General features: G+C 38.4%; 11 protein-coding genes. 9 read left to right on the plus strand and 2 right to left on the minus strand.

Annotated features, from left to right (window positions below; genetic code table 11):
- Positions 1 to 62: 62 nt before the first annotated feature.
- On the minus strand, positions 63 to 932 hold the full coding sequence (locus DWZ61_RS12095; RefSeq protein ID WP_118538744.1) for an AraC family transcriptional regulator: 870 nt from the start codon (positions 930 to 932) through the stop codon (positions 63 to 65).
- A 345-nt stretch (positions 933 to 1,277) separates the two neighbouring features.
- On the opposite strand from DWZ61_RS12095, the gene DWZ61_RS12100 reads away from it, so the two are divergent.
- The 8 genes from DWZ61_RS12100 to DWZ61_RS12135 all read left to right on the plus strand — a co-directional run bounded on the left by DWZ61_RS12100 (position 1,278) and on the right by DWZ61_RS12135 (position 8,255).
- Positions 1,278 to 2,732, plus strand: coding sequence for an extracellular solute-binding protein (locus tag DWZ61_RS12100; protein ID WP_118538746.1), 1,455 nt, complete (start codon positions 1,278 to 1,280; stop codon positions 2,730 to 2,732).
- A gap of 63 nt (positions 2,733 to 2,795) precedes the next feature.
- Complete coding sequence (locus tag DWZ61_RS12105) at positions 2,796 to 3,647, plus strand: carbohydrate ABC transporter permease (protein ID WP_118538748.1); 852 nt, start codon at positions 2,796 to 2,798, stop codon at positions 3,645 to 3,647.
- 9 nt (positions 3,648 to 3,656) lie between these two features.
- A complete protein-coding gene (locus DWZ61_RS12110; RefSeq protein ID WP_243026400.1) occupies positions 3,657 to 4,577 on the plus strand; it encodes a sugar ABC transporter permease in 921 nt (306 codons plus the stop codon).
- A 31-nt stretch (positions 4,578 to 4,608) separates the two neighbouring features.
- Positions 4,609 to 5,700 carry a Gfo/Idh/MocA family oxidoreductase gene (locus tag DWZ61_RS12115; protein ID WP_118538750.1) on the plus strand — a complete coding sequence of 364 codons (1,092 nt, stop codon included), beginning with the start codon at positions 4,609 to 4,611 and terminating at the stop codon, positions 5,698 to 5,700.
- A 6-nt stretch (positions 5,701 to 5,706) separates the two neighbouring features.
- Positions 5,707 to 6,543 (plus strand): sugar phosphate isomerase/epimerase, encoded by an 837-nt coding sequence (locus DWZ61_RS12120; RefSeq protein ID WP_118538752.1) that lies wholly within the window; start codon positions 5,707 to 5,709, stop codon positions 6,541 to 6,543.
- Between the two features lie 10 nt (positions 6,544 to 6,553).
- Positions 6,554 to 7,228 (plus strand): SDR family NAD(P)-dependent oxidoreductase, encoded by a 675-nt coding sequence (locus tag DWZ61_RS12125; protein WP_118538754.1) that lies wholly within the window; start codon positions 6,554 to 6,556, stop codon positions 7,226 to 7,228.
- Between the two features lie 30 nt (positions 7,229 to 7,258).
- Positions 7,259 to 7,762, plus strand: coding sequence for a VOC family protein (locus tag DWZ61_RS12130; protein ID WP_172594680.1), 504 nt, complete (start codon positions 7,259 to 7,261; stop codon positions 7,760 to 7,762).
- Between the two features lie 16 nt (positions 7,763 to 7,778).
- On the plus strand, positions 7,779 to 8,255 hold the full coding sequence (locus DWZ61_RS12135; protein WP_118538758.1) for a VOC family protein: 477 nt from the start codon (positions 7,779 to 7,781) through the stop codon (positions 8,253 to 8,255).
- 317 nt (positions 8,256 to 8,572) lie between these two features.
- Here the strand turns inward: DWZ61_RS12135 and DWZ61_RS12140 are convergent, their stop codons facing one another.
- Positions 8,573 to 9,436 carry an AraC family transcriptional regulator gene (locus tag DWZ61_RS12140; protein ID WP_118538760.1) on the minus strand — a complete coding sequence of 288 codons (864 nt, stop codon included), beginning with the start codon at positions 9,434 to 9,436 and terminating at the stop codon, positions 8,573 to 8,575.
- 201 nt (positions 9,437 to 9,637) lie between these two features.
- Between DWZ61_RS12140 and DWZ61_RS12145 the strand changes: the two genes are divergently transcribed.
- Positions 9,638 to 12,676, plus strand: a complete 3,039-nt coding sequence (locus DWZ61_RS12145; protein WP_118538762.1) for a glycoside hydrolase family 2 TIM barrel-domain containing protein — start codon at positions 9,638 to 9,640, stop codon at positions 12,674 to 12,676.
- Positions 12,677 to 12,726: the final 50 nt, after the last annotated feature.

Here is a 12,726-nt window from a genome sequence, read left to right on the forward strand (position 1 = left end):
TCATGACACAAGAAAAGCTCCCTCACAGGAAGGAGCTTTGTCTACAGTCTGAAGAGCCCACATTAACTTGTGGGCTCTTGATTTCCATTGTATTTTTTACGGTATTCAGACGGAGAATAATGCGTTATTTTGTTAAAAACGCGATTAAAGTTAGAAATACTTTGAAATCCGGATTGATAAGCTATTTCCGTAATTGGCAGGGCTTCCTCACATAACAGTCGGGTAGCTCGCTGAATACGTTCGTTCGATAGATAATCATTAAATGTCATATGTGTATATTCTTTAAATAACCGTGAAAAATAAAAATGACTAAATCCAAAAATATCGGATATATCCTTTTGAGACAGATCTTTTTCACAGTTTTGAGAAATATAAGTGCATGCATTTTGTATTTTAATATAATTTTGGCTACTGCAATTGGAGGTAATCTGACTTGTATTTATATTATTATAAATATATTTACCTAAAGCCATCAGCATTGAATAAATCTGTATAGTACAAGCTGTTTCGGTAAAAGGGTCATGTGATTTAAAAATATGATAGGCTTCTTTCATGTGATAGGTTAATATTTCGTTTAATTCTGTCATATCCTCGCGGCCTATTTTGTGATAGGTTTTAAAATGCCTATAGTTAATCATTAGGTCATGACAGTTATAAATAAAGTTATCACCAAATTGAAGCAAGAGAGAACTATTTGAAGTTACAGATATATTGCTGTGCATTTCACCCGGCCAGATTAAGAGGAGATCCCCGGTGTCAAGGTGGTATTGCTCGTTTCCGACAGAGTAACTGCCATTATTATCAGTTGCGATAATAAACTCCGCAAATTCGTGCCAATGTTCAGGAAATGATCTTGGCGCACCCATGTAGGAAAATTTGACGTTATAATCAAGATCTGTAATTATGTTTTCCATTTTTTCAGAAGATTGCATACAAAGCCTCCTTTTGCTTATTCAATAGCAATTTATAAGCAATTACAATAACAATAATTTAAAACAAATTATCCGTAAATTTAGGAAAAGTTATACGATATAATATACAAATATACTACTATTTTTAGGCGATACAGTCAATATGTTTGTTAATTTTGTTACAAAATTATATTATTCAGTCAATGAGAATGAAATAAATGACAAAAAATAATAAGTACATAACAAAATATTATAAGCAAAAAATGCTAATTAGAGATAGAATACACTTACATACAAAACAAGCTTGTTAAATATGATGACGCAACTATTAATCGCTTTTTAATGAATTGAAGAGAGGGTACATTTATGGAAAAGAAAAAAGCATTAGCAGCGGTGATGGCGACAATGTTAATTGCATCTAGCCTGACTGCCTGCGGAGGCACCAAAGATACTGAAAATATGGATGCTTCTCAAACATCATCAGCTCAGACACAGGCCGTCAGCCTTGACGGAGACAAGACAACCACAGTAAAAACTGTAAAAATGGGAGATAATGATGTTGAAGTAGAAGTGACGGATATTGGGAAAACCGGTACCTTTACATTCTGGTCGGCATATACGGGTGACTCTGCTATATGGGAGCAGAAGAGAGTTGATGCATTCAACGAAGCCTATGCAGATCTTGGAATAAAGTGTGATTTACAGTTTGTACCTGATGGCGCAGGAATAAATAATGGTAAGCTCCTTAGCGCAATAGCAGGTGGAACTGCTCCTGATCTGATCGTGACAGACAATTCTATATCGTGTTATCAGTATGCGGCAGAAGGATCCTTTATGGGACTTGATGCAGTGTTAGACGAAATTGACTTGGATGTGTCTTCCTTTTTTGAAGGTTGCAAGGATGTCATGTATTATAATGACGTCTGCTATCTGATTCCTCAGGATACCAATGTTATCATGCTATATTATAATCCAGAAATTGCAAAAGAGTGCGGTTTGGATCCTGAAAATCCACCTAAGACCATTGAAGAACTGGATAGCTGGTCTGATGCGATGACAGTGAAAGCTGCTGACGGATCCTATAACAGGCTTGGAATTGTGCCGTGGCTTGATTCCGGAAATGAGGCATTTATCCTGCCGTATCTGTTTGGCGCGGATCCTTATGATAAAACAACTGGAAAAGTGGATTTAACTTCGGATAAAATGCTGAATTATATGGCTTGGATTCAGGGATATGCTAAAAAATATGATCCGGAAAAAATCAATGCCTTTACTTCTGGATTGGGACAGATGTTCTCCCCCGATCATCCGTTTATGACTGGAAAAGTAGGCATGACTATTACCGGAAACTGGTTTTCCGAGGCTTTAAAGGAGTATGCACCCGATGTGCCATACGAAGTATGTGCAGTTCCTGTCCCCGAAGGTGGACGCGCAAACAGTACAACGTTTGGAACCAATGTCTTTGCGATTCCTGCAGGAACAGACCCTGATAAAGCACAGTTAGCTGCACTGTTTATTAAATTTGCTGAACAGGGAAGTATCAATGAAGATAATTTCTCTGTGTGGAGATCCATTCCGGTTATCGATGCGGCATTTGATGATGTCAGCTTGACAAAAAATGGTGATGAAATGTATGCACTAGAACGTAAAATTGCAAACTCTCCTGAAAATGGAATTCCGGCACTTTGTTCTGTATCTGCAGAACTGTCGAATCAGTTTATTGCACTGAGACAGAACATGATATATAATCCGGATGCTGATGCAAAGGCTGCTTTACAGACTCTTCAGGATCAAATGCAGGCAACAATGGATGCGAAGTAAATAACAAGTGATTTCAGGCAGGATAAGGTATTGCTTTATCCTGTCTGAATAAGAGGAAACAATATGAAGAAAAATATGCGTCTTTACAAAATGGGAGTCTTCTTCCGAAAATTTATATTATATTTCATCCTTTTGTTCTTCGCACTGCTTTGGCTTATTCCTTTTTTCTTCCTTGTAATGGGATCGTTTAAAAGCACCAGCGAACTTTTTCAGGTACCGTTCAGATGGCTGCCAAAGCACTTTGACTTTGATAACTACATAAATATGTTTCAGCAGATTCCTTTTTTACGGTATTTAAAAAACACATTAATAATTGTCTTTTTCAGTGTAGTAGGAGCTTTGATTTCTAATTCTTTGATAGCATATGGATTTTCAAGATTACGCTGGCCCGGAAGAGATAAAGTGTTTATGATTGTACTTGCCACAATGATTCTTCCGTATCAGGTAACAATGATCCCTTTGTATTTAATGTTCACCAAAATGCATTGGGTAGGAACATTCCTTCCGCTGATTGTTCCGCAATTTTTTGGAAATGCATTTTATATATTTTTATTACGGCAATTCCTTACGGGAGTACCAAAAGAAATTACAGAGTCTTCGCGTATTGATGGAGCAAATGAATTTGAAATTTTCTTAAAAGTAATTATGCCAATCTCAAAACCTGCATTAGCATCTGTAGCAATTATGGCATTTATCAGAGCGTGGAATGATTTCCTTGGACCGTTAGTATTCTTGGGAAGTGATAGATTGTATACCTTATCACTTGCGGCATCAATGCTAAAGTCTAATTATGATCCCAACTGGGATTTACTGTTACCGTTAGGGGTTGTGATGGTACTTCCGGTCTTGCTTCTGTTTTTTGTACTTCAGAAGTATTTTATCCAGGGTATAACCATGAGCGGAATCAAAGGATAGGAGGCCGTTATGAAGAAAACAGTCAAAACGGAATTTAGCGAATATAAAAACTCGAGAATGAGAAGGGCTGAAGCAAAAAATGGTATTTTGTTTGTGCTTCCCTGGATTATAGGATTTTTAGGATTCACTCTGTACCCGATATTAAGCTCTTTATATTACTCTTTTTGTGACTATAGCGTTATTAAAGAGCCGGTATTTACGGGAGTAAAAAACTATGTCACCCTTTTTCATGACCAGACGTTTATTAAAGCATGTAAGAATACAGCGTACATGATGTTAATCGGGGTGCCGGTGACCACTTTTTTTGCTGTTGCAGTATCTGTAATTCTTAATAGCAAAAAATTAAGACATACTGGCTGGATGAGAGTTGTGTTCTTTATTCCAACGCTTGTACCTACCGTAGTGGCTTGTCTGCTTTGGATTTGGGTTATGCAGCCAGAAACTGGAGTTGTCAATACGCTATTAGGATATATCGGTATTAAAGGTCCCGGTTGGCTTGCAAGTCCTACATGGGCAAAGCCTGCATTTATCATGATGATGATATGGACCTGTGGAAATGCTATCATAATTTATTTGGCAGGTTTGCAGGATATTTCAGAAACATTGTATGAAGCGGCTGAAATCGATGGGGCAAGTTTTTTTAGGGAGACTATTTCCATTACGCTACCCTTGCTGAAGCCTACCATTTTATATAACATGGTTACTCTAGTGATTGGCGTCTTTCAGTGGTTTGCAGAGCCATACATTATGACACAGGGCGGACCCAATAATGCAACAATGTTTTATTCGCTTTATCTGTATCAGAATGCATTCACCTATTTTAAAATGGGATATGCGTCTGCACAGGCATGGATTATGCTGGTTGTAGCATTTGCGATTATTCTTATATTATTTAAGTTCTTAAAATTTGGAGAGTCAAATAATTCATAAATCAGACTGTGAAAGGTGAGTTGGGAGACATATGAAGATTGGTATTATGGGCTGCGGAGTGATCAGTAAACAGTATATTCAGGACATTCAGAGATTATACCGGGAACTGGAAATCTGTATGGTTGCGGATGTTCACTCAGATGTAGCAGAAAGGACTGCCCAACAGTATAATATTCTACGGTGGGGAACTCCGGATGAATTGTTGAACGATACAGAGACGGAGCTTATTATAAATCTGACACCGCCCAAGATGCATACAGAAGTAAATCGTAAAATACTGTTGGCAGGTAAACATGTATATTGTGAGAAACCGTTTGCTTTGACATTGGAAGAAGCACGGGAAATACAAGAACTGGCAAGAAAAAAAGGTTTGGCAGTGGGATGCGCACCGGATACCTTTTTGGGTAGTTCACTCAGTACTTGCAAGAAATTAATCAATGATGGGTGGATTGGAAAACCCTTATATGTAAATGCCAATATGATGAGTGCAGGAGTGGAAACATGGCATCCAAGACCTGAAGCATTTTATGAAGAAGGTGGAGGACCCTTATATGATATGGCACCATACTATTTATCTGCGTTAGTAAAACTTTTTGGATCTGTCAGGAAAGTGTACGCAAATGCGAAGAAAGGATTTGCTGAAAGAACAGTGTATACCAGTGAACGGTTTGGTTGCAAAATTCCGGTAGAAACACCTACTCATTTCGCAGTGATTGCTGATTTAAAAAATGGGATGCTTGCTAATATGAACTTTAGTTTTGATATTTCCAAAAGTACCATGCCGCACATGGAGATATATGGGACAGATGGAACCTTAGAAGCACCGGATCCTAATATGACCGGAGGGGTTCCGAAGGTATATCGAAGGGAACAAATGCTTGCAGAATGCTTTGGCGGACAGGATCAAAATGACGGAGGCTTTTGCACACTTCCCGAATTATATCAGGATGTGGGCAATTTCGTACGAGGAGCAGGTGTGGTAGATCTTGTTCATAAATTAGATAATAATGAGAAAGAGGATGCACAGCTGGCAGTTCATGTTGTGGATATTATTACAAGCATTATTAAATCTGCAGAAACAGGACTACCTCAAGTGTTAGAGACGGAATATGAAGAAAGGTAATGAGTTATGAGATTGGGGATCTCCACTGCATTGAAACATACAACACCTAAAGAATGGGCAGAAAAAATGGAACTGTTGGGATGCAAAGCTGTCGTTTTTCCTGTTGACTGTACTGCATCAGATCTATTAGTTGCAGATTACATGAATGAAGCAAAAAAACATGATCTGTTGATCGCAGAGGTGGGAATCTGGAAAAATGTTTTTGCTGTCAATCCAAAAGAAAGAGAAGAAGCTCGGGAATATGCACGAAGGCAGCTAAGGCTTGCAGATGAAATCGGTGCGGTCTGCTGTGTCAACGTTGCTGGAACCTTTGGCGGACCGATTTGGGATGGAGGATATCCTGAAAACTTTTCTACGGAAGCATGGAGTGAACTGGTCAGTTATACAAAAAAACTGATTGATGAGGTACGACCTCATCGGGTCAAATATAGTATTGAACCCATGCCATGGATGTATCCAACCGGCCCGGATGAGTATTTAAGATTAGAGAAGGATATAAATAGAGAAGAATTTGGGATTCATTTTGATTTTGTCAATATGATTAATTCCCCACAGCGATATTTTCACATCAATGAATTTATGCAAGAGTGTTTTGACAAGATTGGGGATCGAATATTGAGTTGTCACCTAAAGGATATAAGACTTAAAAGAGAATTGACTTTTCAATTGGAAGAAACCAACTGTGGAAATGGCATATTGGATATTGAACAATTAATTCAACATCTTCAGAACTATAATCACGATATGCCAGTAATTATTGAACATCTAGACACAGACGAAGAGTACTTAAAAAGTCTAACCTATGTGAAGAAACGATTACAAGATGCAAATGTAGTGTTTTAGGAGGATAAAAATGAAGATTGTGATTGTCGGAGCCGGGAGAGGTCTGGGACATGTATTGGCACAAATGTTGGCGGAAAAAGGTCATACTGTTGTCGCAGGGCTTAGAAGATTGGATGACACTATCTCTGAAAGAGAGAATCTAATTTATCTGCAGATGGATGCTACAGATGAAGGACAGATAAGGGATGCAGTACAATGGACAAAGCATCATGTGGGGGAAATAGATGCGGTTGTATACGTAGCAGGTATTTTACTTCAATCTGATCGCACAGAGACTCTGCTGACAGAAAGCTTAGATGATATTCGGAAACAGATAGAAGTAAATGCGCTTGGATTGATCACGGTATTTAGAGATTTTTTACCTGTTATCAAAAAGTCAGGATTGTTTATTGGAGTAACATCAGAAGGAGGCAGCTTTGCGAATGAAGGTAGCTTGTTCCCGGCATATGGGGTTTCTAAGACAACTGCCAATAAAATCATTCAGACATTGCGGGTGACAGTTGGCGAAAGCATAAATGTATATGCCGTGCACCCTGGGAGAATGAATACAGATATGGGAAGAACTACAGCACAGATAGAACCTGAAGAAGCTGCTATCGGATTTTGCAATATTCTTGAAGGAACAACGCATATAGAAAAGGATCAATGGTTTATTGATTATCGTGGTAATGCAATGCCTTTATAAATGGATGACAATATACGAGGAGGAAAGAATATGTCAATTGGAACAAAAAAGCTTGTACACATCGCATTTGTGGTGAGGGATCTTGACAAGGTAGTAGATGCTTGGACAAAAATACTTGGTATTGAAAGACCAAGAATATGGAATATACCGGGACCTGATGTTGCTCCGGTATTAACGAATGGACATCCGGAGATTTATACAAATTGCAGAATTAGTGTAATTCAATTGGAAAATGTTACTTTGGAGCTTACTCAGCCAGGAGATGAACCCAGCCCATGGAAGACATTCTTGGAAAAGCATGGGGAGGGAATGATGCATATGGCATTCCTGACTCCGGATGAGGAAGAGGCGTTCCGCACAATCAAGGAAGCATGCGGAACAGATGGATATTATCATATAGGTTATTATCCCGATCAGAGTTATTCATTTGTTGACACTTTTGACAGCTTAAAAACAGAGCTGAATATTAAGGTGGACAGAGACAACAGTGAAGTAATGAATAAAATTCGGGCCCAAATAACAAAAAACAATTAAGGAGGATAAGCTAGAAATGGATGTTAAGAAAATTGTCAGTCAGTCTAAATTTGCACAAGTAGGATTTGTGGTAAACGATATTGAGAAAGCAAAAAAGCAGTTTGCTTTGTTGTTTGGATGTGAAATACCCCCTACATGTGATTGCGGCACATTTGATGTGACACAGACACAGATTTATGGGAAACCGGCACCGGATGCGGCATGCGTCATGGCATTTTTTGATATGACCCCTGGTGTTCAGCTGGAATTGATTCAGCCCAATGAAGAACCTTCTGTATGGAGGGATTACCTTAATACCTATGGAGAAGGAATCCATCACATTGCATTCCAAGTGGATGATGCAGACGAAGTAGCTAAACGTTTGCAGGAGGAGATGGGTGCTACCTTTGAGCAGGAGGGCAATTACGGTGATGGAAGCGGAAAATATATTTATTTACTCTGCGAAGAAACGTTAAAATGTAGATTGGAATTATTACAGAGTTTTAATAAGTAATCAATTAGTTTGTTTTGTCCCTATTAATGAGTGTTTGTTAAGTATTGTTGTGTATGTGAGATCTTGTGCAGTGTCATTTCTGCACAAGATTTTGCTTTTTAAATGTATTTATGGAATTATGAATAAAACAGGTAGTCTCGAAAAATTCAATGTAGGTTCACTGAAATTGCGGATTTTACATATATGATGTATGATTATTAACAGAACATAAAAGATACATTTAAAGGAGTGAGTTTGTAAAATAAGAATTGCAAAAGTGAGAAGAGGATACCACAAATCATTGTTTTGATGATTCGGTGGTATCCTCTTTGTGGATTTCAGAATTTGTTTCTCAGCTTTCGGTATTCTCTCGGTGAATATCCTTTCAGCTTGTGAAAAAGCCGACTGAAATATAGCTGGTTATCATATCCGACGATTTTAGAGATTTCATTGATGGAATAGGTTGTTGCATCAAGTAGCATCTGAGCATTGTTGATCCGGGTTTCTACGATGAATTGCATTGGTGTGGAACCGGTGTATTTTTTGAAATTCCGGATAAACCAGCTGACACTCATTCCTCGTGAGGCTGCGTAATCCTCTATGTTGATGTTCTGATTATAATTTTCGCTGAAATAGGTCACTGCAGTGTTCATTTCCTGATCCAGGTATTCGCTTTTCAGAATATGTTCCCGTGTCAGTTCTCGGTGGAAATTGATTAGCAGATGACGAAGCAGAAGAACAAGCATTTCCTCATAGTCGTTTTGACAGTGTTGAAGCTCTATGATAATACTCTTGAAAATCCGTTCATATTCCATAGATGTGCCGATTTGGAAAACTCGTTCTTTATCCGGAAATCCATACTGACGCAAGATATTTTTTACATTGCTACCTGTAAAATGAATCCAGTATACTTCTGTCTTATCTTCTCCATAATATTCATATTTCTGAAGTTCCTTCGGTCTGTACAGCACAATATTACCGGCGGGAACAATCGTTTCGTTATCTACATTGTCAAAATGAAAATGCCCACAACCAGCAGTGATATAGATGATCTGATAATCCAGGCGTCCCTTTGGACGGTAGGTTGGCAATTTTGGATAGCTGGAAAGGCGATAAGTGCCACAGCTTCCTACAATCAGTGGACGACTTTTGTTTTTGAAATCCATGTGGGAGTGATTCAGATAACCAGTATTCATATACATAGAGCAGCACCTCTTTTCACACTTTTTATTATTGTATCATTTAGTGCATATTTTATCCAATCAAATTCATAGACATATTTTGCAGAATAAGATAAGCTATATATAACATAACAAAGGAATGCAAGCATATAAGTAAAGTATTAAGGTTTATTTTAAAAAAGCAAAAAACAAAAAAGTATATGTATTGAAGGAGAGCTATTTATGATTGTACCACGTTATTATGAAAACTTAAACGTACTGCACGAAAACACAATGCCAGCCAGAGCCTATTATATTCCAGCATCCAAAAGAATGGATAATTTGGTGGAACACAGGGAAGAATCAGACCGTATGCAGTTATTAAACGGAACTTGGAAATTCCAGTATTTTACCAGCATCTATAATATTAAGGATTCTTTCTTTGAGAAGAATTATGATACAGAAAATTTTGATGAGATTCAGGTTCCAAGTGTATGGCAGATGGCAGGATATGATACACATCAGTATACAAACATCCGGTATCCGTTTCCATTTGATCCACCATATGTGCCGCAGGATATTCCGTGTGGAGCCTATGTACATAATTTTGAGTACAGTAGAGATGAGAAAGCATCAAAAGCTTTTTTGAACTTTGAAGGAGTAGACAGTTGCTTTTATGTATGGATCAATGGTTCTTATGTAGGATACAGCCAGGTTTCCCATATGACCAGTGAGTTTGATGTTACAGATGTACTTCAGGATGGAACAAATACGGTGGCAGTGTTGGTAATGAAGTGGTGTGATGGTTCTTATTTGGAAGATCAGGACAAATTCCGTATGAGTGGTATTTTCCGGGATGTGTACATTTTGAAACGTCCAGAGCAGGCAATCAGCGATTATCATATAAAATCAAAGATTGAGGATATACTTGCAAAGGTAGAACTTGATGTGAAATTCTACTCTCCAACAAATGTAAAAATTTCGATTGAAGATAAAAATGGAGCAGTTGTAGCACTAGGAAGTATTGACGAAGAAGGAACAGCTGTATTAGAAATCGCAAGTCCGGAACTTTGGAATACAGAGAATCCATATCTGTATAAACTGATCCTTGAAACAGAAAATGAAGTAATTGTGGATCACATTGCATTAAGAAAGGTAGAGATTAAAGACCAGGTCATTTATCTAAATGGACAGAAGATTAAATTCCGTGGAGTCAATCGACATGATTCCGATCCGGTTACGGGATTTACAATCAGTCTGGAACAGATTACAACCGATCTTACGTTAATGAAGCAGCATAATTTTAATGCGATCCGTTCCAGCCACTATCCGAACGCACCATTTTTCTATGAAATGTGTGACAAGTATGGATTCATGGTGATAGATGAAGCAGATATTGAAGCTCATGGTCCATTTATGATTTACAGAAAAGAAGACACCGATTACAATCGGTTCAAGCGATGGAACGAGAAGATTGCAGATGATCCGGTATGGGAAGAGGCAATCGTTGATCGTGTAAAACTCATGGTGGAACGTGACAAAAACCGTTTCTGTATTGTTATGTGGTCAATGGGAAATGAGAGTGCTTATGGCTGCAACTTTGAAAAAGCACTAGAATGGACAAAGAATTATGATCCAGACCGCATCACACAATATGAGAGTGCAAGATACCGTAATTATGATGAAACATATGATTACAGCAATCTGGATGTGTACAGCCGGATGTACCCGGCACTTTCCGAAATTCAGGAATATCTGGACAAGGACGGAAGCAAGCCATTCCTTCTGGTCGAGTACTGCCACAGCATGGGAAATGGACCTGGAGATTTTGAAGATTATTTCCAAATGATTCAGGACAACGATAAAATGTGTGGTGGTTTTGTCTGGGAATGGTGTGACCATGCGATTGCTCATGGTACTGCCGAGAATGGAAAGACAATCTATGCTTATGGAGGAGATCATGGAGAAGAGATCCATGACGGCAATTTCTGTATGGATGGATTGGTATATCCGGACAGAACTGTACACACAGGACTGTTGGAATACAAGAATGTATATCGTCCTGTAAGAGTTGTTTCCTATGATAAAGAAAGTGGAGAGCTGGTGCTTCACAACTACATGGATTTTGATGACCTGAAAGATTATGTGAAAATCAGCTATGAACTGACACAGGATGGTCTTGTGATCAGCAAAGACATACTTTCGGAATTTTCTGTGGTACCACACGGGGAAGGAAAAACAAACCTGAAGATCAGTGTGCCAGAGAATGGGAAATGTTATTTAAAACTTATTTACCATCTGAAAAAAGAATTGCCACTGTTGGATGAAGACCATATTCTTGGATTTGATGAAATTGAGGTAAGTAAAGATGATGCAAAATGTAAACTTGCAGAGAAATGGATGCAAAAGACAGCAGTGGACTCTGAATTACAGGTAAATGAAAATGATACACAGATTCACATCAAAGGTCGTGAATTTGCGTATACCATCGACCGACGTACTGCACTCTTTACAGAGATGAAATTTGCAGGAAGGGAATATTTGAACCATCCGATGGAATTAAATATCTGGAGAGCACCAACAGATAACGATATGTATATCAAAGCTGAATGGAAAAAAGCCCACTATGACAAGGCTTATACAAGAGCTTATACGACAGAGGTTGTGCAGGGAAAACATGGTGTGAAGATTGTAAGCCATGCTTCTGTTGTGGCAGAGACAGTGCAGAAGATTCTTGATGTGACGATTACATGGAAAATAGATGCTTCAGGAAAGATTGATGCAGACATAGAAGCAACAAAAGATGGAGAATTCCCAGATCTTCCGAGATTTGGTGTGAGAATGTTCCTGGATAAAAAACTTTCAGATGCCAGATACTTTGGAATGGGACCACAGGAGAGCTATCGTGACAAACATCAGGCAGCAAGCCACGGTCTGTACCGGGCAAATGTAAGAGATTTGCATGAGGATTATATCCGTCCACAGGAAAATGGAAGCCATTATGATTGTGGATATGTAGAACTTAACAACAGCCGATATGGAATTGTGGCATCCGCAGAAAAGGCATTTTCATTCAATGCTTCTTATTATACACAGGAAGAACTTGAGAAGAAAACGCATAATTATGAATTAGCAGAATCCGACAGTGTAGTTCTTTGTGTTGATTATGCATTAAATGGAATAGGCTCTAACAGTTGTGGTCCGGTTGTATTGGATCAGTATCGATTTAATGATGTATTATTCCGGTTCCGGTTTACACTGATACCGTATGTAAAGGGATAATAAAGTTTCATGTAACCCGTAAACAAGGAAAGAGAGTCTGATTGTAATGT

It is taken from the genome of Clostridium sp. AF34-10BH, assembly GCF_003478095.1.
In the GTDB taxonomy this organism is placed as follows: domain Bacteria; phylum Bacillota; class Clostridia; order Lachnospirales; family Lachnospiraceae; genus Acetatifactor; species Acetatifactor acetigignens.

Excerpts from the sequence above, each read along its gene's own strand:
- DWZ61_RS12100 (WP_118538746.1), top strand. The coding sequence starts at position 1,278 with ATGGAAAAGAAAAAAGCATTAGCAGCGGTGATGGCGACAATGTTAATT.
- DWZ61_RS12140 (WP_118538760.1), bottom strand. The coding sequence starts at position 9,436 with ATGTATATGAATACTGGTTATCTGAATCACTCCCACATGGATTTCAAA.
- DWZ61_RS12105 (WP_118538748.1), top strand. The coding sequence starts at position 2,796 with ATGAAGAAAAATATGCGTCTTTACAAAATGGGAGTCTTCTTCCGAAAA.
- DWZ61_RS12130 (WP_172594680.1), top strand. The coding sequence starts at position 7,259 with ATGTCAATTGGAACAAAAAAGCTTGTACACATCGCATTTGTGGTGAGG.
- DWZ61_RS12095 (WP_118538744.1), bottom strand. The coding sequence starts at position 932 with ATGCAATCTTCTGAAAAAATGGAAAACATAATTACAGATCTTGATTAT.
- DWZ61_RS12110 (WP_243026400.1), top strand. The coding sequence starts at position 3,657 with ATGAAGAAAACAGTCAAAACGGAATTTAGCGAATATAAAAACTCGAGA.
- DWZ61_RS12145 (WP_118538762.1), top strand. The coding sequence starts at position 9,638 with ATGATTGTACCACGTTATTATGAAAACTTAAACGTACTGCACGAAAAC.
- DWZ61_RS12135 (WP_118538758.1), top strand. The coding sequence starts at position 7,779 with ATGGATGTTAAGAAAATTGTCAGTCAGTCTAAATTTGCACAAGTAGGA.
- DWZ61_RS12115 (WP_118538750.1), top strand. The coding sequence starts at position 4,609 with ATGAAGATTGGTATTATGGGCTGCGGAGTGATCAGTAAACAGTATATT.
- DWZ61_RS12125 (WP_118538754.1), top strand. The coding sequence starts at position 6,554 with ATGAAGATTGTGATTGTCGGAGCCGGGAGAGGTCTGGGACATGTATTG.
- DWZ61_RS12120 (WP_118538752.1), top strand. The coding sequence starts at position 5,707 with ATGAGATTGGGGATCTCCACTGCATTGAAACATACAACACCTAAAGAA.